A 23005-nucleotide genomic window follows, 5' to 3' on the forward strand; every position below is an offset into this window, starting at 1 on the left:
GGTGTTGTACGCGGCGTGCGCTACAGCACGATGACGACGACGACTGACACTCCACTGTCATGCGATCGCGCTAGCGTCCCGGCCCCATGCTCGCCTGCCCTGCTCCCGCCCCGATGTCCGCCGTGCTGGACGCCGCCCTGCGCCCGGGCGGATTGCGCGCGGTGTACCAGCCCATCGTCCATCTGGAAGACCAGCGCGTGGTCGCGCACGAAGGCCTGATGCGTCACGCGCACGGGTCGATGACACCGCTGCAGTTGCTGGACCTGGCGCGTGTCGCCGGACGGCTCGGCGAGCTGGAAACCCAGGCCGCACGCATGCTGGTTCGCAGCTTCGATTTCGAGCGTGGCGGGCGCCTGCTGGTCAACCTGAGCGCGCACGCGATCCTGCAGGACGCCTTCCGCCCGCAGCAGATCATCGAAGGCCTGCAGTCCGCGGGGCGCGACCTGAGCCGGTTCGTCATCGAGATCACCGAGCGCGACATCGTCGAAGACGTGGGCCGCCTGGCCGATGCGCTGGGTTACCTGCGCGCGGCCGGAATCCGCATCGCGCTGGACGACTTCGGCAACGGGCATTCCAACTTCGAGCTGTGGCATGAGCTGGGGCCGGAGTACGTCAAGATCGACCGCTACCTGATCCACGAGATCGCCGAGAGTCCGGGCCGCCTCAGCATCGTGCGTGCGCTGGTGCAGGTGGCCGAGAGCCTCGGCACCGACCTGATCGCGGAAGGCGTGGAGCGCATGCAGGACCTGGCCATCATCCAGGACCTGGGCATCCGATACGCGCAGGGTTATCTGCTGGGCCGCCCGTCCGAACGGGCGACCGACGCCGTGCCGGACGACCTGCGCCTGGCTTCGCGCGAGAAGCTGCCGGTGTGGCCGCGCAGCGGGCGTCGCTCGGCCTTTCCCAAGGTCACCGCGGCGCACCTGCTGATCGAAGCGCCTTCGATCACCGACGACGCGAGCAACTTCGACGCCGAGCAGCTGTTCCGCCAGCATCCCGACCTGCAGGCGCTGCCGGTCGTGGACGGCAGCGGGCATCCGCTCGGGCTGATCAACCGGCGCGTGTTCAACGAGCGCATGGCGGTGCCGTTCGCCCGCGAGCTGCTCGGTCGCAAACCGTGCATCAAGCTGATGCACGCCTCGCCCATCATGGCGGACGTGGCGCAGAGCATCGATGCGATGTCGGAGATCCTGCTGGGCGAAGACCAGCGCTATCTTTCGGACGGCTTCATCATCACCCGCGATGGGCGCTACGCCGGCGTGGGCACCGGCGAAGCCCTGGTCCGGCGCGTCACCGAGCTGCGCATCGAAGCCGCGCGCTACGCCAATCCGCTGACCCTGTTGCCCGGCAACATCCCCATCGCCGAGCACATCGCGCGGTTGATCGATGCGCACCAGCCGTTCACGGCGGCGTACTGCGACCTCAACCACTTCAAACCCTACAACGACCAGTACGGATACTTCCGCGGCGACCGGATGATCCGCCTGGTGGCCTCGACGCTGTTGCGCCATGCGGAGCCCCAGTGGGATTTCGTCGGCCACGTGGGCGGCGACGACTTCGTGGTGCTGTTCCAGAGCGACGACTGGGAGCGGCGCTGCCGCGAGATGGTCGGCGAGTTCAACGCCGCCTGCCGCGCACTGTTCGACGACGACGATCTCGCACGCGGCGTGCTGGAAGGCGAAGACCGCGCGGGGCGCTACACCACGTTCCCGTTGACCACGCTCACCATCGGCGCGACCCAGGTGACCCCGCACCGCTTCTGCACCGCCGAGGAAGTCGCCTCGCAGGCGGCCGCCGCCAAGCGGCTGGCCAAGCGGCTGTCGGTGGGCCTGCACGTGCTGGATGCAGCGGAGGCGACCACGGGCTGAGCGCGCGCTTCGCGCATCAGCCCAAGGCGGCGACGTCGATGCCCTCGACCAGGCGCGAGGCCAGGCGCTTGTTCTGCAGTTGGGCCAGCCACCACTCCAATGCGCGGCCCTGGTGGTCGCCACGCCAGGCGACGTAGAGCAGGTTGGGTTCGCGCGGGTCCGCCATTTGCTTCTCCACCAGATCACCGCGCTTGAGCAGGCCGGCCACACGGTCGCGCGGCAACCAGCCCACGCCTAGTCCTTCGCATTGCGCATGGATCTTCGCGCGCATGCTCGGCACGGCCAGCGACGGCTGCCCGCCCAGCACCCCGTAGCCGCGCACGTCCACCCGGCGCGAGGTGTCGGCCACCACGACGGCCCGATGCTGGAGTACCGCCGCCCGCTCGACCGGCTCGCGTGCCTTGGCCAACGGATGGCGCGGCGAGACCGCGAACACCCAGTCCATCACCCCGAGTTCGAACCAGCGCAGGCCGGGAATGACAGGAGGCTCGTTCGTCGCGCCCACCACCAGGTCGGCGCGGCCGTCGCGTAGCGCGTCCCAGGTGCCGGTGAGGACTTCATGGGTGATGCGCAGCGTCACGCCCGACTTCAAGCCATCGAAGGCGCGGATGACGGGCAGCAGCGTTTCGAATTCGAGGATCTCGTCGGTGACGATCCAGAGGCGGTCTTCCCAGCCGCCCGCCACCTGCTTCACCCGTTGCGTCAGCCGCGACACGTCCAGCATCAGGCGCGCCGCTTCCTGCGCCAGCAGATGGCCGGCGGGCGTCAGCTGCAGGCGGTAGCGGCGGCGGTCGAACAGCAGCGCATCGAAGCGCGCCTCGAGCTGGCGCGCGGCGTGCGACACGGTGGAGGGCGCCTTGCCCAGGCGGGCGGCGGCGCGGGACAGGCTTCCGCTCTCCCGGATGGCTTCCAGCAGGGCCAATTCGTCCGCTGACAACATGTTCGATACCTTCGAACGAGTCCGTCGCGATTGTGGCACGGAAAGCCGTCTTCGCCTTGCCAGTATGCGCTCACAGCATTGGGCTGGCATCGAAGGACTTCACCATGAACCGCTTCAACAACAAGACCATCCTCGTCACCGGCGGCAGCAGCGGCATCGGCCTGGCCACCGCCCAGGCGTTCGCCGCCGAAGGCGCGCGCGTCGTCATCACCGGCCGCGACGCCAAGACCCTCGAACAGGCCAAGGCCACCCTGGGCCCGGACGCCGTCGCCCTGGTCAACGACGCCGGCCGCCTGGCCGACGCGAAAGCGCTCGCCGCCGCGCTGGCGGCCGCCGACCTGCAGTTGGACGCCGTTTTCCTCAATGCCGGCACGGCGAAGTTCGCCGCGTTCCCGGACGTGGACGAGGCGCTGTGGGACCAGATCTTCGACACCAACATCAAGGGGCCGTACTTCCAGGTCCAGGCGCTGCTGCCCCGGCTGAATCCGGGCGCATCGATCGTCATCAACGGTTCCATCAATGCCCGCATCGGCATGCCGAACAGTTCGGTGTACGCCGCCAGCAAGGCGGCCGTGATCTCGCTGGCGAAGACGCTGTCGGCCGAACTTCTGCCACGTGGCGTGCGCGTCAACGTGCTCAGCCCGGGTCCGGTGGCGACGCCGCTCTACGGCAAGCTCGGCCTGGACGCCGCATCGCTGGAAGCCACGGCGGCGCAGATCCAGAACCAGATCCCGCTCGGCCGCTTCGGTACCCCGGCAGAGATCGCCGCCACCGTGCTGCACCTGTCGTCGCCGGAATCGGCCTTCATCGTCGGCACCGAGATCATCGCCGACGGCGGCATGAGCCAACTCTAGGCGCATCCCGCGCCCGCCCTGCTGGCCGACGGCGTTCCGCTTCCGCGTTGCCCACGGATATCCGCCGGTCCAGCGACATCCACCCCCGAGGAGATCGTCATGAACACCCTGCTGCGTTCCCTCCAGCATGCGGCCACGGCCCTGCTGGCGATCCTGGCCCTGCAATCGTCCGCCCATGCGGCGCCATCGCCGGCCATCCAGGACCACACCGCCACCGTCAACGGCGTCACCCTGCACTATCTGCAGGCGGGCGACGGCGATACGTCCCCCGTCGTGCTGCTGCACGGCTACGCCGAAACCAGCCATATGTGGCGGCCGTTGATGCCAAAGCTGGCCGACCGTCACGTCGTCATCGCTCCGGACCTGCGCGGTGCGGGCTCATCCTCCAAACCCGACACCGGCTACGACAAGAAGACGCTCGCGCAGGACATCCATGCGCTGGTGAAGTCGCTGGGTTACCGCAAGATCAAGATCGTCGGCCACGACATCGGCCTGATGGTCGCCTACGCCTATGCGGCGCAGTACCCGGACGAGGTGGAGAGCATCGTGCTGATGGATGCCTTCCTGCCGGGCGTCGGCGACTGGACGAAGGTGTGGCTGTTGCGCGACCTGTGGCACTTCCACTTCTATGGCGAAACGCCGCTGAAGCTGGTCGATGGCCGCGAGCGCACCTATTTCGAGCACTTCTGGAACGACTTCGCCGCCGACCGCACGCGCTCCATCCCGGAAGCCGACCGGCAGTTCTACGCGAAGGAGTACGCACGCCCCGGCGGCATGCGCGCGGGCTTCGAATACTTCCGGAACTTTGAACAGGATGCGAAGGACTTCGCCGGCTTCGCCCAGACCACGCTGCATATGCCGATGTTGGTGCTGTCGGGCGAAAAGGCCGGCGGCCAGTTCCTGATCGACCAGGGCCGGATGGTGGACGACCACGTCGAAGGCGTCATCATCCAGGGCTCGGGCCACTGGCTGATGGAAGAGGCGCCCGAACAGACGATCCCCGCGCTCGTCGCTTTCCTGGACCGATAAACCCAGGCCCCGGGCCCGTTGCGTCGCGACGGGCCCCGGTTTCGTCGCATAGTACTTCCCTGCCGCGGCCCCCCGTGCAAAGCTTCCGGCGCCTTCCACGGACCGGACCGACATGAGACTGCTGGGACTGCTGCTGACGGTGTTCGCCCTCCCCTCCGTCGCACAGGCGAAGGACATCCGGATCCCGACGGGCCTGCAAGGGGGTGACCTCGACGCAGCGATGGTCACGCTGGCCCGCGATGCGATGGCGACCTACCACGACGAGGACCGCGCGCGCGATCTCGGCACGCGGTTCCGCCTGCAACTGGTCGCCGGCCAGTACGCGCAGGCGATCGGCAGCATCGAAGCCCTGCGTGCCCTGCGCAACGATCCGCCTTCGCAGCCGCCCGTCTTCCTGCAGTACGACATCCACGCCCGCGCGAAGATGCTGCAGGCCCGGCGCGGGATCGCGTTCGCGCCCGCATGGCGGGACGTCTTCGCCGAGCGTTTCGGCGCGCTCGACGACCGGACGGCGTTGCAGGCGGAATTCAGCTTCGGCACCTCGCCGAGCCGGCTCCGGGGAGATCTCGATGCAGCCCTGGCCAGGACGAAGGGAAAGCGCACGCTGCCGCTGGCCGAGGCCATCGACCTGCTCCGCGCGTACCAGGTGCAGGCCGCGTACGCCGCGTTCCAGCCGCTGTTCGACGCGGCATTGAAGGACGACGACGCGCGTCGCTACCACGTCGATCGCGACGTGCTGGTACGGACGCCGGAAGGAATCGGCATTGCCGCCCTCGTCGTGCGCCCGGCCAAGGCATCGCCCTTGCCGACGCTGCTGCAGTTCACCGTCTACGCCAACGATGAGGTGGCCCGGGGCGATGCGAAGACGATGGCGGCCCATGGCTACGTGGGCGCCGTGGCCTACAGCCGGGGCAAGGGCCGCAGCCCCGACGCCAACGCCCCCTTCCGGCACGATGGCGTCGACGCGGCCGCGGTGATCGGCTGGATCGCTGCGCAGCCCTGGAGCGATGGCCGGGTGGGCATGTTCGGCGGCAGCTACAACAGCTTCGCCCAGTGGTCCGCGCTGAAACAGCGGCCCCCAGCGCTCAAGGCGATCGCCACGTCGGCGTCTGCAGCGCCCGGCATCGACATCCCGATGGAAGGCAATGTCTTCCTCAATTTCATGTATCCGTGGCCGCTGTACACGGCCAGCAGCCGCTGGCTGGACGATGCCCGCTACGGCGACGGCGCACGCTGGGCGAAACTCGATCGCGAGGCCTACGCGAGCGGCCGCGCGTACCGCGAGCGGCCGTTGCTCGACGGCAGTGCGAATCCGCTGTTCGCCGAATGGCTGCAGCATCCCGCCTACGACGCGTACTGGCAGGCGATGATCCCGCAGGGCGACGCGTTCGCCGGCATCGACATCCCGGTGCTGGCCACGACGGGGTACTTCGACGGTGCGCAAGCCGGCGTGCTGCATTACTTCCGCGAACACCTGCGCCACCGCCCGCACGCCGACCACACGCTGGTGATCGGTCCCTACGAACACGTCACGATGCAGACGGGCGTGCCGCCGACCGTGCAGGGCTATGCGCCGGATGCCGCCGCGCGCATCAATCTGCAGGCGCTGCGGCTGTCGTGGTTCGACCATGTGTTCAAGGGCGCACCGAAACCCGACCTGCTGGCAGACCGCGTGAACTGGCAGGTCATGGGTGCCGACACCTGGCGTCATGCGCACACGCTGGAGACGATGGCGACGCGCCGCCAGTCGCTGTGCCTGGCCCCAGGCACGGCGGCCGGGACGCATGCGCTGTCCTCCACGCCGCAGCCCGGTGTGGTCGCCACCCAGCACGTGGACTTCAATGACCGTAGCGACGCGGGCTGGACGGCACCTCAGAACGTACTCAACCCGCAGCTGGATCCGCATGCGGGCCTGGTCTTTGCCGGCGACCCACTGCCCCAGGACACCGAACTGGCGGGGCCGTTCGACGGCGCGCTCGATTTCACCGTCAACAAGCGCGATGCCGACATCGCCATCGGCGTGTACGAACTCACTGCCGAAGGCCGGTACTTCGATCTCGCGTGGTGGCTGCAGCGCGCGAGCTACGGTGCGGATCGCCGCGAGCGTCGCTTGCTCGCCCCTGGCGTACCGCAACGCCTCGCCGTGAAGGACACGCGTCTGATCGGGCGCGTGTTGGCGGCGGGTAGCCGCCTGGTCGTGACGGTGGGCGTGAGCAAGCAGCCGGATCGCCAGCTCAACCTGGGCAGCGGCAAGGATCCGTCGGACGAAGTGCTCGCCGACGCGGGTGCGCCGCTCGAGATCCGGTGGCACGGCAGCAGCTGCCTGACGTTCGGCGTGCGCGACTGACCCGCGCGGCCGGCAGGGCGCGTCAGGTTCGGTCGGACCGAATCCGCTTCCGTCGCCATGCGGGGCGTTTCGTCGCAGACCGGTTGTCCGCGGCGGCGGCGCGGCGCGAGGATCACGGTGTGCCGGTTGCCGGCCCCAAGGAGCCTCCATGAAGACCCTCGTCGCGCTTGTCGCCTGGTGCATCCTGTTCGTGCTGTGCTGGCCGCTGGCCCTGCTGGTGCTGGTGCTGTGGCCGCTGGCATGGTTGGTGTCGCTGCCCTTCCGGCTGGTGGGCGTGACCTTCTCCGCGCTGTTCGCCTTCCTGCATGCGCTACTGATGCTGCCGGCACGCCTGCTCGGGGCGCGCCCGCGCGCCATGGCCACGCCCGCATGATCGCCATGCGCACGCCGGGGTCCCACCCGATGAGGAAGCTCATGCCCGTGCTGCTGGGCCTGGGGCTGTTCGCGTTCGCCGGCCGTACGGCGGCGGCGGACCCGTCGCCTGAACGCACGCCGGAAGCCCTCACGCAGCACGTCGCCACGCTCGACGGCGCGCTGTTCGACGCGTTCAACCACTGCGACGATCCGGCGCAACTGGCGCGCCACGCGGACTACTTCGATGCGGCCGTGGAGTTCTACCACGACAACGGCGGGGTCACCTGGACCCGCGACGAGATGATCGGCCGCACCCGCGACAACGTGTGCGGCAAGTACCAGCGCCGCCTGGTAGCGGGTTCGCTGAAGGTCTATCCGATCCGCGGCTATGGCGCGATCGCGCAGGGCGAGCACACGTTCTGCGCGACCGACGGCGGCGACTGCGGCGGCATGGCCGACTTCACGATGGTCTGGCGCGAGCAGGGCGGCCGCTGGCAGGTCACCCGCGTGCTGAGCTACGGCCATCGGCCCGCGCCGCCCGCACCCTGACACCCGGCGACTTCGCACTGGCTTCACACAGGGCCCCTCGCCCGCCCACGGCCATCAGCGACCGTGCGCCTGCACTCCTGCAGGCTGACGGAACTTGACGATGGCGAGCATGCCGCTTCCCTCCCCCACGACCCGATGGATCCGCCGGCTGCGCCCGCTCGCCTGGGGCGGTGCGGCCGCGCTGTGGCTGGCGCCGTGGGTCGCGATGCGGTTCACGTCCGAAGTGGCCTGGACGGGATCGGACTTCGCCCTGTTCGGCGCCATGTTGCTCACCGGCTGCGTCGCCTTCGAGATCGCGGCGCGCGCGGCACGGGCGCCCGCGTATCTCGCCGCGAGCGTGATTGCGCTGGGTGCGGCATTCCTGCTGGTGTGGGCCAATCTGGCGGTCGGGATCGTCGGCGAGCCCTCGCAGCCGGCCAACCTGGCGTTCATGACGATTCCCCTGGTCGGCATCGTGGGCGCCGCCCTCGCCCGTCGGAAGCCGCGCGGCATGGCCGTCACCCTGATGGCGATGGCCGGCCTGCAGATCGTCGCGGGCGGCCTGGCGCTGCAGGCGGGTACGCAGGAACCCCGCGGGTTCCTGCTGGGCTTCACCGCCGCGTATGTCGCGGTGTGGCTGCTGTGCGCGACCCTGTTCCGCAAGGCGGCCGACGCGGCACCGCGATAGCCGGGATCACCGCGGCTTGCTGTGCCAGAGCGCGTTGACGATGACCCAGCGGCCGTCGAAGCGGCCCATGTGAAAATGGTCGACGAACCACGGCGTTTCCAGGCGCACGGCGGCGGTCTCGGCGGTCACGTCGAGGATGCGGCAGCTGCGGCTCCATTGTTCCTTCGGCGTCTTCAGCACGCCCTGGCGGGTCAGCGCCACGAGTTCGTCCTTCGACATCCGGCGCAGGCCGAGGCGCTCGTACGGCGTGTCGCCGACCACGGCGCGCTTGGCCAGGTCCGGGTGCAGCGCGCGCGATACCCGCGCCGGGTCGCCTTCGAGCTGGCCGTCGATGTAGTCCAGGCAGGTGGCCTCGATCGCCGCCAGCGTGGCGGCGTCGGCCGCGGGGGCCGGCGTGGTGGCAGCGGCCGCCGCCATGACCAGGGAAAGCAACGACATGCGGAACTCCTTCGCGTCTGTTCGGGGGAATGGCCTGCGGGCCTGCCCGGTCACACGGGAATGACGCGACGGGCGGGCCATGCTGGGGCACGCACCCGCAGCGTCCACGTGCCGGAAGTTGGTCGGCCGCCGGGGCCCTTCAGCCGCCGGACATGCCGCAGTCGGGCGCCTCTTCGATGGCGCGCACCTCGCACTCGATGTCCCATTCCTCGCCATGCACCTGCAGGAAGCGGCGCGTATGGGCGATGGCCTCCTCCAACGAGTCGGCCTTGAGGATGGCGAAGCCGCCGATGACCTCCTTGGCCTCGGTGAACGGGCCGTCGGTCACCCGGATCTCGCCGAAGCGCGAGCGTACGCGCGCGCCCTGCGCGGTCGGCATCAGCCCGGCGGTATCGAGCAGCACGCCGGCGGCGGACATCTCGCCGATCAACGCCATCATTTCGGTCATCAGCCGTTCGCTGGGTTGCTGGCCGGTGGTCTCATCGACCCGGATCATCGAAAGGAACCGCATGGTCTGCCTCCTGGGGCATGGGAACTGCCTCAGCGACGGACGGCGACGGACGGAATCGACATTCCCCGGAACACCGGTGGCTCAGGGCAGCCAGAGCTTCTCGAGTTCGCGGAAGCCCCAGGTGGCCGGGGACTCGACACTCACGATGCGCTCGCGGTCGCCGGCGGAGGCCAGGTCGACGTCGGTCATCAGCAGGTGGGTGCGCGATTTGGCCGAATAGAACACGCGCACACGCGGTGCCAGCAAGGTGGCCGGATTCTGTTCCACCACCACCGCCAAACGGTCGCTGGACAGGCGCACGAGGGCGCCGATGGGATAGATGCCCACGCTGCGCACGAAGGCCTTCAGCAGGGTTTCGTCGAAGTGTCCTTGCCAGCCGGCCATGCGGCGCAGGGATTCGGCCGGGTCCCAGCCGGCCTTGTACGGACGGTTGGAGGTGATGGCGTCGTAGACGTCGCAGATCGCGCTCATCCGCGTCAGCAGCGGCAGGTCGGTGCCCGACAATCGCTGCGGATACCCGGCGCCGTTGACCTTCTCGTGGTGGTGGCGGGCGATGTGCAGGATCGCCTCCTGGGTGATGCCGCCATCGCGCAGCAGGCGTTCGCCGTGCACGGGATGCTGGCGGACGATGGCGAATTCCTCTTCGGTCAGCTTGCCGGGCTTGTTGAGCACGTCGGGCGGCAGCAGGGCCTTGCCCATGTCGTGCAGCAGTCCGCCCAGGGCGGCGTCGCGCACCTGGTCTTCGGGCAGCTGCAACTGGCGCGCCAGCATCGCCATCAGCGCGCCCACGGCCACCGAATGCAGATAGGTATAGCTGTCGGCGTCCTTCAGCCGCGCCACGCTGACCAGCGCGGTGGGATGCCGGTCGACCGAACCGGTGATCTCGTCCAGCAGCGGCATCACATGCTGGGCGTCCACGCCCTTGCCCAGCCGCACTTCGCGGAACATCGCCTCGACGGCCTCGCGGCCGTCGTCGCAGATGCGGCGGGCGCGGGCCAGCTCGGCGCCCAGGCTGACGTGGCCGTCGGGCACGATGACGCGGCGGCGGTCCGAAGCAGTGCCTTCTTCCGGTGCGGATCCGCCGGCACCGTCCGGCGTGGCGTCGGCCTCGTCGACGTCGGGCTCCTCCTCGACCTCGCTCCGCGACAGGTCCACGACCACCTGCTCGACCCCACTGTCCTGCAGCTCGGCCAGGCGCGCCTCGTCCAGCAGGAAGGACGTACGCCAGAACGGATGCTGCATCCACGGGCCGACCAGCTTCTGGACGAACATCCCAGGGCGCAGGTCGGCGACGTCGAGGGTCCTCAGCATGCATGGCTCCGGCGGGCTGGGGTCCAGTATTCTCCCGGGCGGCGACCGGGAACAGCGGGGGAACCCCTACACCCCGGAACCGATATCGGCACGGGAGGCCGCATGCTGAAGACCTATACCGGCAGCTGCCATTGCGGCGCCGTCCGCTTCCAGGCCGACATCGACCTGACCCAGCCCACCTACCGGTGCAACTGCTCGGTCTGCCGGCGCAACCGCTTCTGGCCGGCGATCGTCGCGCCGGACCGGTTCAGGCTGCTGGCCGGCGAAGAGACGCTGACCGAATACCGGTTCAACTCGCTGCGCAACTCGCACCACTTCTGCCGCACCTGTGGGGTGCGACCGTTCGGCATCGGCAACAACGTCCCGGACGGCGACCGGATCTACGGCGTGAACCTGGGATGCCTCGAGAATGCGACGCCGGAAGAGCTCGCTGCCGCGCCGATCACCTACGTGGACGGTGCGCACGACCGCTGGCAGGACGCACCCGCGCTGACCGGCTATCTGTAGTGCATCTCACGGCGGCCGAAAATACCCCCGTCCGGCGACGACGAATCGTGTCATGTGATTGCCACACTCACACGCCCTTTTGCTAGGCTGCGGGAACGTCGACACCCGGTCGCGCAGGGACTTCCCGTGAGCATTTCCTCCGATTATCTGGAAAACGTTTTCAGCGACACGCATGCGCCCGCCGAGTCGCCGCTGCGTCCGCGGCCCCAGGTCGAACTGTGCCGGCGCGGAGAGATCCGCGCCGAGAAATTCCTCGACGCCGCCACCGAGGTCTTCGCCGAGAAGGGATACCAGCACGCGCGCCTGAGCGAGATCGTCGCGCGCGCCGGCGGATCGCTGGCCACGCTGTACCGCATCTTCGGCGACAAGGAAGGCCTGGCCAGCGCGATCCTCGAGCGCCGGCTGGACATGCACACCCACCTGCTGCGCGACCTCAACCTGACCGAACTGCCGCCGGAACAGGCGCTGCGTCGCGTGGCCATCCGCATGGCACAGGTGATGGCACGCACGGACTCCCAGGTGGTGTACCGCATCGTGATCGGCGAAGGCCAGTCGTTCCCGGCGTTGCGCGACTGGTTCCTCGACCACGCGGTGGCCTCCATCCGCGCCACCCTGGCCGACTACTTCGAACAGCAGATCGCCGCCGGCCGCATGCAGCTGGCGTCCCCGAAGGCCGCCGCTGCGCAGTTCTACATGAGCCTGTTCGGCGACCAGATCTTCCGTCTCGCCGCCGGCAGCCAGCACCTGCCCGATGTGGACACGCTGGAAGCGCAGGCACTGGCCTCGGTCGACCTGTTCCTCGAGGGCGCCCTGCCGCGCTGACCGCTGCAGGCGCAGCCGCGCCTTCTTCACCTCGGCCTGAACGCCGCGATGCCAGCATGGCGCATCGCGACGCACGGGCATGGCATGGACCTGAAGAGTGGCTACCCCTACTGGGCCGTAAAGAACGGGCTGATGCACGCCTTTCCGGCGCTGCAGGCCGACCACCGCTGCGACGTGGCCATCGTCGGCGGCGGCATTACCGGCGCACTGATCGCCGACCGGCTGGCAGCGGACGGCTTCGATGTCGCCGTGCTGGAGCAGCGCGACATCGGCTGGGGCAGCACGGCCGCCAGCACCGCGCTGCTGCAGTACGAGATCGACACGCACCTGGTGGACCTCGCGCGCCAGTATGGCGAAGCCGATGCCGCCCTCGCCTATCGCGCGTGCGCGCAGGCCATCGACCGGCTGAAGGAGATCGCGTCGCCCTGGCGCGATGTGGAATTCGCCCGCGCCGACAGTCTGTACTACGCCAGCCGGCGTCGCGACGTGGCGGCGCTGAAGGACGAATACGAGGCGCGGCGACGCCATGGGCTCGCGGTAACGCTGCTCGATGACGCGCGGATCCGCGAAGACTACGGCTTCGATGCGCCGGCCGCGCTTCTCAGCACGCAGGCGGCGAGGGTCGACCCGTACCGGTTGACGCACCGCCTGCTCGAACGCCTGCAGCGCCAGGGCGCCGGCATTTTCGACCGCACCTGCATGGTCGACCTGAAGACGACCGCGCGCGGCGTCGCGTTGCAGACAAACTCGGGGGCCTGCGTACGCGCCGCCCACGTGGTGCTCGCAGGCGGCTACGCCAACCAGCACTGGGTACGCCAGCGGGTGGCGCGCAACCGCAGCAGCTATGCGCTGATCACCGATCCCCTCCCCTCCGATCGCCTGGGCTTCCTGCAGGACACGTTGCTGTGGGAGACCGCGCGCCCCTACCTGTATACGCGCAGCACCGCCGACGGCCGCCTGCTGCTGGGCGGTGAGGACGACGCCGTGGACATCCCCGCCCGGCGCGACGCGCGCGTGCAGAAGAAGGCCCGCACGCTGGTGAAACGGTTGCGCCGGCTGTTTCCCGGACTGGATATCACGCCCGCCTTTTCGTGGGCGGGTACCTTCGCGGAAACCGCCGATGGCCTGCCGTTCTTCGGCACGCATCCGCAGTGGGGGCCACGCGTCCACTTCGCGATGGCCTACGGCGGCAACGGCATCACCTACAGCGTGCTGGGCGCCGACCTGCTGAGCGCACGCCTGCAGCGGCGTCGGCATCCGCTATGGCCGCTGTTCTCGTTCGAACGGACGCGATAACCGCACGGCGTTGACATCCGCATCATCCGCCGCGCCCCAGGCTGCCCGCACGTCCACCGCAGGAGACGGCACCATGCCCCGTGGAGACAAGTCCGCCTATACGGACAAGCAGAAGCGCCAGGCGGAACACATCGAAGACAGCGAGATCGAACAGGGCCGCCCGCGCAAGGTCGCCGAACGCATCGCGTGGGCCACCGTCAACAAACAGGATGGCGGCGGCAAGCAGGCCGGCGCGGGCCGCAAGGCCGCGAAGAAGACGGCCAAGAAAGCGACGAAGAAGACCGCCACGAAGACGGCGACAAAGAAAGCGGCCGACAAGACCGCCAAGAAGGCCGTGCGGAAGACCGCCAAGAAGACGGTCCGCAAGGCGTCGAAAAAATCCGCGGCCAAGAAGACGGCACGGAAGACCACCCGGAAGGCATCCGGGAAAAAGACCGTCCGCAAGCGCACCGCGCGCGACGGATGACGGATACGAGAAGGCCCAGTCACGTCGGGTGTGTCCCGGGTGGCTGGGCCCTCCTTGCCGATCCGCATTGAACGGGTTCTTTGCGGGCTTCGGACGATGCTTACGCTACGCGCTCCGCTGTGTGCATGCGGTGAAAGACGGCGCGCCGTTCGTCGGTCAGCCTGCCGGCCACCACCCCTTCCCCGTCAGCGCGTAACGGTCGGCCGCGCGTTCGAACGGATTGCGCACGCTGACGCCGCCGCACAGCAGATAGACCGGCAGGAACAGCGGCCCCAGGACCATGTACTGGTATACGTGCGCGCGCTCATGGTCGCCCAGGCGGATGCGCGGATGCTGCGTGCGCCCGGCCCGGTGTTCGTAGGTGATGCACTCCGATTCCAGCGTATCGCCGGTGTGCAGGATGCTGTTGCCGAAGGTGATCGCGCCGCCGGGTCCCCAGGGCCAGCGATGGAACACGACCGCGAAATCGCGACGGCTCCATTCCGCGCGCGCACCGAAGGCCATGCCGGCGGCGCCGGCGAGCACGCCGATCAGGGTATTGGGCGCCGCCCACACGATACCGACCACGCGCGCGACCCAGAGCCCCGCGGGCGACATGGCATCAGTCCTGTTCGTTCGGCATCAGCAGCCAGAGGATCAGGTAGACGAGGATGCCGGGGAACGCCGCGGAGGCGATGGAGACGATCACGAAGATGACCCGCAGCAGCGTGGCGCTCCATCCATAGCGGTGGGCGATGCCGCCCATCACGCCCGCGATCATGCGGTCGTTCAGCGACCTGGCAAACGGCTTGGATTCGGAACTCATCGCCAACTCCCCACGGTTGTCCGTGGCCAGTCTAGCGCGTCAGCGGCCGGGAACGGCTGAACCGCGCAGCGCGTCCAGCCGCGTCTTGAACCAGACGGCGGCAGGTTGCACCGGCTGTCCCGGACAGCGCACCTGGTAGGCGCGTCCGCTGATGCTGCTCTTGCTGGCGGCACGCTCGATGAACTGCTCGGCGGTGTCGGCCAGGTCGCGTTTCAGCAGATAGTCGTACTTGCGCTGCAGGTGCTTGCGCGCCTCGTCGCGGCCATGCCACGTGCCGTTGCGCTGGAACTCGCACGACGACGCCGACAACGCATCCATCAGGCCCCTGATCTCGCGCTGGGCCGTCGCGGACGGTGCGGCCTGCGCGACGGCCGGGAGCAGCACCGCCAGCAGGACGGCGAAGCCGTGCATCGGCGTCCTCACCGCGCGCGCTGTCCCAGCCAGTGGTGGATGGCGGTAGGCACTTCGCGCTGGGCACGGCTGGACACGTAGATGCCGATGTGGCCGCCCTTGAAGCTCAGCTCGGTGTAGTCCGACGTGCCCACCACGTCCTTCAGCGCACGCGAGGCATCCGGCGGCACCAGGTGGTCCTGCTCGGCATAGATGTTCAGCACCGGCATGTCGACGAAGCCCAGGTCCACGGTCTCGTCGCCGATCCGGATGCCACCCTTGATGAAGCCGTTGCGCTGGTAGAACTGGGTGATGAACTGCTTGAACGCCTCGCCCGCCAGGTCCGGCGAATCGAAGATCCACTTCTCCATCCGCAGGAAGTCCTCGATGGCGCGCTTGTCGTCGAGGATGTCGACCAGGCCCACGTACTTCTGCAGGTTCAGCCGGAACGGCTTCAGCATCAAGTAGCACGCATTCATCATGTCGGCGGGCACGTTGCCCAACGCCTCGACGAACAGGTCCACGTCCAGTTCGCGCGTCCAGTGCGACAGCATGTTGTCCGCGGTGTGGAAATCCACCGGCGTGACCATCGTGATGAGGTTCTTGACCTTCTCCGGATGCAGCGAGGCGTAGCACAGCGAGAACGCGCCACCCTGGCAGATGCCCAGCACGTTGACCGCATCGCGGCCGCTGCTGTCGCGCAGGTGGTCCACCGCGCCGTCGATGAAGCGATTGATGTAATCGTCGAGCTCGAGGAAACGGTCGGAGCGGTCCGGGTAGCCCCAGTCGATGACGTACACGTCTTCGCCCTGCGCCAGCAGGCCCTTCACCAGCGAGCGGTCGTGCTGCAGGTCCACCATGTACGGCCGGTTCACCAGCGCATAGACGATCAGCAGCGGGACCTTCGCGGTCGGCGCCTTCTCGCCGACGAAGCGGTAAAGCACCACCTTGCCGTCGCGCCAGACTTCCTGCTTCTGGGTGGCGCCATAGTGGACATCCTCCACCTCCGGCAGCGTATGCAGGCCGGCGGAGAGCTTCTGCGTCAGCGTGGTGGCTTCCTGGGCCAGCGCTTCGGCGGTGAAGTTGAGCGGTCCGTTCATTTGCCTTTACCCCGCTTCGTCTTCCTGGCCGCCTTCGGCGCCTCGGTGGTCGCCGCACGCGTGGCGTTGCGCGCCACCCAGTCCTTCATGGACACCACCGACGTGGGCTTCGACGCGGGCGCCGGCGTCTTCTTCGGTGCTTTCGAGACCGGCGCCTTCTTCACTGCTTTGGCGGTGGATTTCGCCGCCTTGGCCGGCGTGCGCACGGCGGCCTTGGTCGGCATAGGCACGCGTTCCTGCTTGGTCACGGCCGGCGCCACGGCGGCGACCGCGCGTCGCGCGCGCTTCTTGGCGGCGGTCTTCTTGGCCGCGGCACGCGGCTTGGGCGCGGCCTTCGGCGGTGCCGGCTTGCGGCGGGCCGGGGCGCGCTTCTTCGCGGCCTTGCGCTGCGCCGGTACGGGCGCCTTCGCGGGTTTCGCTTCGACGGGCGCCGGTGCCGGCGTTTCCACTTCCACAGGCTGCGCCGTGGCACGCGGAGCGGGGGCGCGCCGGACGGGCGCCGCCTGCGCACGGGTGATCTTGCGCAACGCGCGTTCCAGCTCGACGATCTTGCGGTGCGCGGAATCGACTTCGGTACGCGTCGGCATGCCGAACAGCCCGCAGACCTGTTCGACCTCGCGCTGCACGCCGAGACGCAGGCGCGCTTGCGCATTCGCCAGGCCGCCGTAGACGTGGCGGAAGTCGTCGGACATCGCGACCTTGGCGTAAGCCTCCTCGGCCGCGTCGATCCACAGGTCGAACAGCGCGCGCGCGTTCTGCAGCTGGCGGCCGGGCTCGGCATGCGCTTCGAGCTTGCGTTCGAACAGCGCGAACGCGTCCTGCGCGACCTGCAGCATCAGCTGGTCGTACTCGACGACCCGGTGCTGGTAGTCCTGGTAAGCCTGCGCCAGCTGCTGCCAACGCTCCTGGTGCTCACGCGCCAGGCCGAAGGTCGGCAGGTGAAGCCAGCGGTCGCCATCGCGCTGCAGACTGTCCAGCCACGGGCGCATCTGCTGCATCCAGCCGTCCAGGCCGTGCGCGCCGCCCTGCATGGTGCGGAAGATGTCGGCGAACGGATTGTGGGCAGGCGTGGGGTCGGCCATGCCGAGCGCGGAGCGCCAGGCGCGACCGATGTCCGTGGCATCGTGGTCGCGGCCGGTGAACTGGGCGGCCACCTGCTGCATCTGGCCGAACCACTGGCTGGCCTGCTGCTGGAACCGGCCCACCACATCGTCGACCTGCGGCTGGCCGCCGGGCACGAGCTTCGACCACCAGTCGACCGTCTGCTGCCAGCCGGGCACGGCGCCGGGCATGGACATCGTCGGCGCGCCGCCGGACTGCCGCAGGGCGTCGCCCCAGAGACTCCAGTACTGACGGGCCACCGACTCGAAGTCGCCCGGCCACGGTGGAACGAAATTTGCCATGAGCCCTCCCTTCCCGACCGATTCTAGCCGCGGCCGGCGGCGCGTGCATGACGCGCCTTCACCCCACGGGTCAGGGCTTGGGGATGCGCAGCGTCTTGCTGATCATCAACGTGCCGGATACCGCGTACAGCAGCACCAGCGGATGCAGCAGCCAGGGGCCGAGCTTGACCACGCCGAGCCACAGCTGCGGCCCCACGTGGCCCAGATACGCGGCGATGGCCAGCAGCACCACGAGCAGCAGACTGGTCGGGATCGGCGTGCCTTCGAAGAACTTCACCTTGTCGCCGCCCTCCGCCAGCGACTCCGCGGTGACGTTGTAGCGCGCCAGGCGGCTGACGCCGCAGGCGACGAAATACGACAGCACCAGCCAGTCCCAGCCGCCCTGCATGCCGCAGGCATACGCCAGTGCGGCCGGGGCCACGCCGAAGGAGATCACGTCGGCCAGCGAATCGAGTTCGCGCCCCAGCACCGAGGCCTGGTTGCGCCAGCGCGCGACGCGGCCGTCGAGGGCGTCGAAGATGAAGGCCAGCGGGATCAGCGCCATGCCGATCATCAGGTCGCGCAGGATGCCCTCCTGCAGGAAGCGCATCGCCGCGAAGATCGCACCGGTGCCGCAGAAGGCGTTGCCCAGCGTGAACCAGTCGGCCAGCTGGAAGTCGCGGATCATCGAGAAGTGTCGGGACATGGCGGCGCACGTGACGGACCAGCCGCAAGAGTAAAGCCAGACGGGTGAAGGTGTCGCAGCACGCCCTCTCCCCGCTGGCGGGGAGAGGGTGCCGAAGGCGGGTGAGGGGCGAACGGAGATCGGATCCCTCGAGGGACGTGGTCCTGCCGCGCCCTGCCCCTCATCCGCCCTTCGGGCACCTTCTCCCCGCATGCGGGGAGAAGGACGTTCTCAGCGCGGAATCGCCAACTGGCTCGCTTCGACGGTGCCGGCACCGCGCGGCTGGGCGTTGATGAGCGCATTGGCCGGCAGCTCGCGACTGCCGTCCAGGGTGGCGCTGACCTGGTCCAGCGCGGCGTAGACATAGGGCAGCAGCGGTACGTAGCGCGCGCCATACGCCGGCAGGGCGAGGAAGCCGTCGAAGTGTTGCGCGTTGCGCACCTGCCAGTAGCGCACGTCCGGGTTGGCGGCGCGCGCGGCCTGCACGTACGGCGCGCTCGAGAACGCCGGCGGCACCAGCCCGTCGTCCAGGCCGTGGATCACCACCACCGGACGGCGCGTCCGCGGGAAGCGCGCGGCGGTCTGTGCGATGCCGGCCTGCACGCGACGCGCCTCGTCGCTGGTGCCGGTCTGCAGCGCACGCAGGCACTGCAGGCCCGGCAGGGTGAAGTCCGGGGGGGCCAGCTTCGTGTCCACGATGCCGACGCCCGCGCCCGGCGGAATGCCGCTGCCGTCCGTCAACCAGGCCGCGCGCTCGGCGGCGCTCGCGGCGCGCGCGCTGAAGTCCGGGTTCTGGGCGGAGAACGCAAACGCGCATGGATGTTCGCCGACGCCGTAGCGGCCATAGGCGGAGGCGTACGTCACCGCCACCGCGCGCCAGAGGTCGAAGCCGACGCTCAGCGCGCCGGCCACCAGCGCCTCGTCGGTCCAGCCGTTCGCCTTCAGCTGCGCGCGGGCCGAGGCCGCCTGCGCTTTCGCATCGCCTCCGGTGACCAGGCCTGCCGCCTTCAGCGTGGCGCAGCGCGCCGTCCACAGCGGCTCCACCTGCGCGCGCAACGGCGGCTGAGGCAGCGATTCCGCCGGCAGATCCAGCAGCGCGCACGGCATCAGCAGGGCGGCTTCGGTGGTGTAGTCGTACAGTGAGCGCGCACCGGGCGCGTCGGCCGCGAGGATGTTCGGTTCGCCGGCCACCACTGCGTCCAGCCAACGACCCTCTTCCTCGCTGGCGCGCAGGACCGCGCCTCCGCCGTTGGAGATGCCGACAGCGATGACGCGCGTGTTGTCGAAACGGAACGGCGCAGCCTGCGGGAACGCCTGGTCCAGCGCGGCCAGCGCGAACTCGGCGGCCTGCTTCACGTGGCGGCCCCAGTCCGCTTCCGGGTTGTCCTTGGAATGCGCGTGCTTGACCGCCACGCCGCTGGCGCCGACCGGCGCGTCGGGCACGAAGGCGAGCGCGTCGGTGCCCAGCGCACCGAGGGTGCCGTCCTCGCGCGCACCCTGTTGTTCGTCGAGATCGAAGTAATCCGTACCCGCGCCCTTGTCGGTGTAGGCGATCGCGCAGCCCTTCGGCAGGCCCCACGGCGCAGCGACGGCGATGGCGCCGTAGATGCCGCGCGAACCCGATGATGCAGTGACGACGATGCAGCGCTTCACCGTATCGAAGCTGTCCGGCACCTGCACCAGCACGCGGTGCGGCTGGGTCGCGCCCGGCACCTTCGCCAACGCCGAATATTCGCGCCCGGGCACGCTCGCCACGCTGCCGTAGGCCTGCGCGTAGCCGCCCGTGGGCGACAGGTCGGCGATGCCGCGCCAGTTCGCCCAGATCGCGCGGCGACGCAGTTCGGCCGCCGTCGGATGGGCAGGATCGGCGAACGCGGGGGCGGCTATCGCGCGCAGGCCCTCGAGTCCGAGGCCCGCGGTGAGCAAGTCGTCGCCGCCGCGGTGCTCGGTAGTGCGCTGGGGCTGGATCATGTGGGCCACGGCCTCGGGCTTGGAGGGGGCGCTGGTGCAGCCGGCGAGCATCGCCGCCAGCCATACACCGCAGGAAACTCGGATCGTCGCGTTCATGCCTGGATTGCGTCCATGGTTCCGGTCAATGCCACGAAACTACCCCGATGGGAAAGCCCCGTCATCGTACTTTGGTACCACGAACGGATCCTGCACGCCTGCTACCCTAACCGCAGCACGCAGGAGTTCCCCCATGCAGAACACCCACACCCTCCTCATCACCGGCGCGGCCAGCGGCATCGGCGCCGGCATCGCCGCGCAGCTGGCCGAAGCCGGCCGCCACGTCATCGTCAGCGACCTGAACCTGGACGCCGCCGAGGCCGTGGCCGCGCAGATCCGCGCCGCCGGCGGTTCGGCCGAAGCGGTCGCGCTGGACGTCACCTCCCAGGACAGCATCGATGCCGCGCTGGCGGCGGTGTCGCGACCGATCGACGTGCTGGTCAACAATGCAGGCCTGCAGCATGTGTCGCCGCTGGAAGACTTCCCGATCGAGAAGTGGGATTTCCTCGTCCAGGTGATGCTGGTCGGCGTGGCCCGCCTGACCCGCGCGGTGCTCCCCGGCATGCGCGAGCGTGGCTTCGGCCGCATCGTCAACATCGGCAGCATCCACGCACTGGTCGCCAGTCCCTACAAGAGCGCGTACGTGGCGGCCAAGCACGGCCTGGTCGGCTTCTCCAAGGTGCTCGCGCTGGAAACCGCCGACACCGACATCACCATCAACACGGTCTGCCCCAGCTACGTGAAGACGCCGCTGGTCGACAAGCAGATCGCCGACCAGGCGCGCACGCGTGGCATCTCCGAGGCCGACGTGGTCAGCCAGGTGATGCTGAAGCCGATGCCGAAGGGCGTGTTCATCGGCCTGGACGAGCTGGCCGGCATCACCGCCTTCCTCACCTCGCCGGCCGCGCGCAACATCACCGGCCAGACGATCGTGGTGGATGGCGGCTGGACCGTGCAGTAAGCCGCATCGCATGCCCAACCTGCTGATCGCCGACGACCATCCGCTGTTCCGCGCCGCCCTGCGCGGCGCGGCCGCCGACGCCGTGGCGCAATTGTCGGTGCGCGAGGCCGAATCGCTGGACGGCGTCATCGCCACGCTGGAAGCGCACGACGACATCGACCTGGTCCTGTTGGACCTGCACATGCCCGGCAACCACGGGCTGGCCGGCCTGGCCGCGATCCGCGCGCAGTTTCCGGCGGTCGCCGTGGTCGTGGTGTCGGCCAACGACGACCCCCGCGTGGTGCGGCGCGCGCTGGACCACGGTGCGGCCGGCTACCTGCCGAAGAGTTCCGGCCTGGACGAACTGCGCGATGCGATCCGCAGCGTGCTGGCATGCGAGCAGTGGCTGCCGGCCTCGTTGCGCGGCGCGGTGGCGCGCGCGCAGTCGTCCGAACACGACACCGAACTGGCCGGTCGCCTGGCCAGCCTCTCGCCGCAGCAGTTCCGCGTGTTGACGCTGGTGGCGCAGGGTCTGTTGAACAAGCAGATCGCCGACCGCCTCGACGTCCAGGAGCGCACCGTCAAGGCGCACCTGTCCGCCATCTTCGACCGCCTCGGCGTGCGCAACCGCACCCAGGCCGGCGTGGTGCTGCGCGAACTGGAACTGGCGGACCCGGCGCGGCAGATCGAGGGCTGAGGTTCCACGCCGTCTCTTCGGGCGGCGTCATGACGTGGAACCCTGCGTGGATCATGCGTCGCGCGCAATGATCATATTTTCGCCACACACCTTGACAGCATTGCGGCACAACGCGCGCCGACGCTTATCCACATGTTGGTCGACAGACCATCCACACGCGGTGTGGACAACCTCGACACCCACCGGTCATCGACTGGTCAAAAATTCGCCACACACCTTGACAGGCCTGCGGCACAACGCGCTGACGCGGTTATCCACATGCTTTCCCAAACCCGATCCACACGACATGTGGACAAGCCGGAGCGTGGAACATGCGACAGCTCCCTGTAGGAGCGACATAAGTCGCGACCGTGGACGCTGGCCACCTTTGTTCCATGAATAACCCAGACGCGGAGAAACATGCGTCGTAGGAATCAGCGCTCATCCAAGGTGCAGTGACCCCTTTGCATTCCGGTAGCGACTTACATCGCTCCTACAAGGCCAAGCAGCGCGGCCTTCAGATCCGCGAGTAGTCCCACGAGACCATCCGGCCTTCGTGGTACGGCATGACGCCGTGGAAGCTGCGCGGGTCGTCGTCGAACACCAGCGGCAGGAAGTGGCGGTCGCCGTCCCACAGCGGCAGGTCCATGATCTTCTCCACCGGCACCCATTCCAGCGTCCCCTCCGGATTGCGCTCGAAGGGCGTGCCGCTGTAGGTCGTGATCAGGAAGACGAAGCCCAGCCAGTCCTCACCGTGCTTGCCGAAGCCCGGCCAGCTGATCGTCCCGCGCAGCGTCATCGCGTCGCAGTCGATGCCGGCTTCCTCGTGGATCTCGCGACGCATGCCGGCCACCACGTCTTCGTCGCGCTCGATCTTGCCGCCCAGGCCGTTGTACTTGCCCAGGTGCTGGTCGTCCGGGCGCGCGTTGCGGTGGATCAGCAATACCTGCGAGCGATCGGGCGACAGCACGTAGCCGAGGGTGGCGACGATGGGGGTATAGGGCATGCGGCAGTTCCGGAAGTCGAACGCGCATTCTAGCGGCTGCTGTTGTGGGAGCGAC

At 68.9% G+C, this 23005-nt stretch carries 25 protein-coding genes; 13 read left to right on the forward strand and 12 right to left on the reverse strand.

Annotated elements, in window-relative coordinates; translation table 11 throughout:
* Positions 1–113 precede the first annotated feature (113 nt).
* Complete coding sequence (locus BLT45_RS10685) at positions 114–1868, forward strand: EAL domain-containing protein (protein ID WP_254771862.1); 1755 nt, start codon at positions 114–116, stop codon at positions 1866–1868.
* 16 nt (positions 1869–1884) lie between these two features.
* Here the strand turns inward: BLT45_RS10685 and BLT45_RS10690 are convergent, their stop codons facing one another.
* Complete coding sequence (locus tag BLT45_RS10690) at positions 1885–2808, reverse strand: LysR family transcriptional regulator (RefSeq protein ID WP_093299241.1); 924 nt, start codon at positions 2806–2808, stop codon at positions 1885–1887.
* Positions 2809–2912: 104 nt separating this feature from the next.
* On the opposite strand from BLT45_RS10690, the gene BLT45_RS10695 reads away from it, so the two are divergent.
* The 6 genes from BLT45_RS10695 (at position 2913) to BLT45_RS10720 (ending at position 8608) form a co-directional block, all read left to right on the forward strand.
* Positions 2913–3662 (forward strand): SDR family oxidoreductase, encoded by a 750-nt coding sequence (locus BLT45_RS10695; protein ID WP_093299246.1) that lies wholly within the window; start codon positions 2913–2915, stop codon positions 3660–3662.
* A gap of 99 nt (positions 3663–3761) precedes the next feature.
* Complete coding sequence (locus tag BLT45_RS10700) at positions 3762–4691, forward strand: alpha/beta fold hydrolase (protein WP_093299249.1); 930 nt, start codon at positions 3762–3764, stop codon at positions 4689–4691.
* A 112-nt stretch (positions 4692–4803) separates the two neighbouring features.
* Positions 4804–7038, forward strand: coding sequence for a CocE/NonD family hydrolase (locus BLT45_RS10705; protein ID WP_093299254.1), 2235 nt, complete (start codon positions 4804–4806; stop codon positions 7036–7038).
* Between the two features lie 148 nt (positions 7039–7186).
* On the forward strand, positions 7187–7411 hold the full coding sequence (locus BLT45_RS10710) for a hypothetical protein (protein ID WP_093299264.1): 225 nt from the start codon (positions 7187–7189) through the stop codon (positions 7409–7411).
* 41 nt (positions 7412–7452) lie between these two features.
* The gene (locus BLT45_RS10715; RefSeq protein WP_093299269.1) at positions 7453–7941 is read left to right on the forward strand and encodes a nuclear transport factor 2 family protein; all 489 of its coding nucleotides are present in this window, start codon (positions 7453–7455) and stop codon (positions 7939–7941) included.
* Positions 7942–8050: 109 nt separating this feature from the next.
* Positions 8051–8608, forward strand: coding sequence for a hypothetical protein (locus BLT45_RS10720; RefSeq protein ID WP_217629560.1), 558 nt, complete (start codon positions 8051–8053; stop codon positions 8606–8608).
* 6 nt (positions 8609–8614) lie between these two features.
* Here the strand turns inward: BLT45_RS10720 and BLT45_RS10725 are convergent, their stop codons facing one another.
* The 3 genes from BLT45_RS10725 to BLT45_RS10735 form a co-directional block, all read right to left on the reverse strand.
* Positions 8615–9046 carry a nuclear transport factor 2 family protein gene (locus BLT45_RS10725; RefSeq protein ID WP_093299274.1) on the reverse strand — a complete coding sequence of 144 codons (432 nt, stop codon included), beginning with the start codon at positions 9044–9046 and terminating at the stop codon, positions 8615–8617.
* A gap of 139 nt (positions 9047–9185) precedes the next feature.
* Positions 9186–9557 (reverse strand): YciI family protein, encoded by a 372-nt coding sequence (locus tag BLT45_RS10730; RefSeq protein ID WP_093299277.1) that lies wholly within the window; start codon positions 9555–9557, stop codon positions 9186–9188.
* A gap of 81 nt (positions 9558–9638) precedes the next feature.
* A complete protein-coding gene (locus tag BLT45_RS10735; protein WP_093299282.1) occupies positions 9639–10868 on the reverse strand; it encodes an HD-GYP domain-containing protein in 1230 nt (409 codons plus the stop codon).
* A 102-nt stretch (positions 10869–10970) separates the two neighbouring features.
* Between BLT45_RS10735 and BLT45_RS10740 the strand changes: the two genes are divergently transcribed.
* The 4 genes from BLT45_RS10740 (at position 10971) to BLT45_RS18350 (ending at position 13959) form a co-directional block, all read left to right on the forward strand.
* Positions 10971–11375: a GFA family protein gene (locus BLT45_RS10740; RefSeq protein WP_093299287.1), complete on the forward strand. Its 405-nt coding sequence runs from the start codon at positions 10971–10973 to the stop codon at positions 11373–11375.
* 126 nt (positions 11376–11501) lie between these two features.
* A complete protein-coding gene (locus BLT45_RS10745; protein WP_175455818.1) occupies positions 11502–12197 on the forward strand; it encodes a TetR/AcrR family transcriptional regulator in 696 nt (231 codons plus the stop codon).
* An 84-nt stretch (positions 12198–12281) separates the two neighbouring features.
* Positions 12282–13493, forward strand: coding sequence for an NAD(P)/FAD-dependent oxidoreductase (locus tag BLT45_RS10750; RefSeq protein WP_093299290.1), 1212 nt, complete (start codon positions 12282–12284; stop codon positions 13491–13493).
* A 73-nt stretch (positions 13494–13566) separates the two neighbouring features.
* Positions 13567–13959, forward strand: coding sequence for a hypothetical protein (locus BLT45_RS18350; RefSeq protein ID WP_175455819.1), 393 nt, complete (start codon positions 13567–13569; stop codon positions 13957–13959).
* A gap of 156 nt (positions 13960–14115) precedes the next feature.
* Here BLT45_RS18350 and BLT45_RS10760 read toward each other — a convergent pair whose 3' ends face one another.
* The 7 genes from BLT45_RS10760 to BLT45_RS10790 form a co-directional block, all read right to left on the reverse strand.
* Positions 14116–14556, reverse strand: a complete 441-nt coding sequence (locus BLT45_RS10760; RefSeq protein ID WP_093299299.1) for a hypothetical protein — start codon at positions 14554–14556, stop codon at positions 14116–14118.
* A 4-nt stretch (positions 14557–14560) separates the two neighbouring features.
* Entirely contained in the window at positions 14561–14764 is a 204-nt protein-coding gene (locus BLT45_RS10765) for a PspC domain-containing protein (protein WP_093299303.1), read from the reverse strand.
* 39 nt (positions 14765–14803) lie between these two features.
* On the reverse strand, positions 14804–15175 hold the full coding sequence (locus BLT45_RS10770) for a YfeK family protein (RefSeq protein ID WP_093301904.1): 372 nt from the start codon (positions 15173–15175) through the stop codon (positions 14804–14806).
* Positions 15176–15183: 8 nt separating this feature from the next.
* The gene (locus BLT45_RS10775; RefSeq protein WP_093299309.1) at positions 15184–16254 is read right to left on the reverse strand and encodes a class III poly(R)-hydroxyalkanoic acid synthase subunit PhaC; all 1071 of its coding nucleotides are present in this window, start codon (positions 16252–16254) and stop codon (positions 15184–15186) included.
* Positions 16251–17657 (reverse strand): class III poly(R)-hydroxyalkanoic acid synthase subunit PhaE, encoded by a 1407-nt coding sequence (phaE, locus tag BLT45_RS10780; RefSeq protein WP_093299313.1) that lies wholly within the window; start codon positions 17655–17657, stop codon positions 16251–16253. The genes BLT45_RS10775 and phaE overlap by 4 nt, the downstream gene beginning before the upstream one ends.
* A 70-nt stretch (positions 17658–17727) precedes the next feature.
* The gene (gene pssA, locus BLT45_RS10785) at positions 17728–18342 is read right to left on the reverse strand and encodes a CDP-diacylglycerol--serine O-phosphatidyltransferase (protein WP_175455820.1); all 615 of its coding nucleotides are present in this window, start codon (positions 18340–18342) and stop codon (positions 17728–17730) included.
* 210 nt (positions 18343–18552) lie between these two features.
* A complete protein-coding gene (locus BLT45_RS10790; protein ID WP_254771863.1) occupies positions 18553–20388 on the reverse strand; it encodes a D-(-)-3-hydroxybutyrate oligomer hydrolase in 1836 nt (611 codons plus the stop codon).
* 133 nt (positions 20389–20521) lie between these two features.
* On the opposite strand from BLT45_RS10790, the gene BLT45_RS10795 reads away from it, so the two are divergent.
* Entirely contained in the window at positions 20522–21289 is a 768-nt protein-coding gene (locus tag BLT45_RS10795) for a 3-hydroxybutyrate dehydrogenase (RefSeq protein WP_093299323.1), read from the forward strand.
* Between the two features lie 10 nt (positions 21290–21299).
* Entirely contained in the window at positions 21300–21965 is a 666-nt protein-coding gene (locus tag BLT45_RS10800; protein ID WP_093299330.1) for a response regulator, read from the forward strand.
* A gap of 496 nt (positions 21966–22461) precedes the next feature.
* On the opposite strand, the gene BLT45_RS10805 is transcribed toward BLT45_RS10800, so the two are convergent.
* Positions 22462–22950 (reverse strand): NUDIX hydrolase, encoded by a 489-nt coding sequence (locus BLT45_RS10805; RefSeq protein ID WP_093299335.1) that lies wholly within the window; start codon positions 22948–22950, stop codon positions 22462–22464.
* Positions 22951–23005: the final 55 nt, after the last annotated feature.

It is taken from the genome of Pseudoxanthomonas sp. CF385 (assembly GCF_900104255.1).
Taxonomy (GTDB): domain Bacteria; phylum Pseudomonadota; class Gammaproteobacteria; order Xanthomonadales; family Xanthomonadaceae; genus Pseudoxanthomonas_A.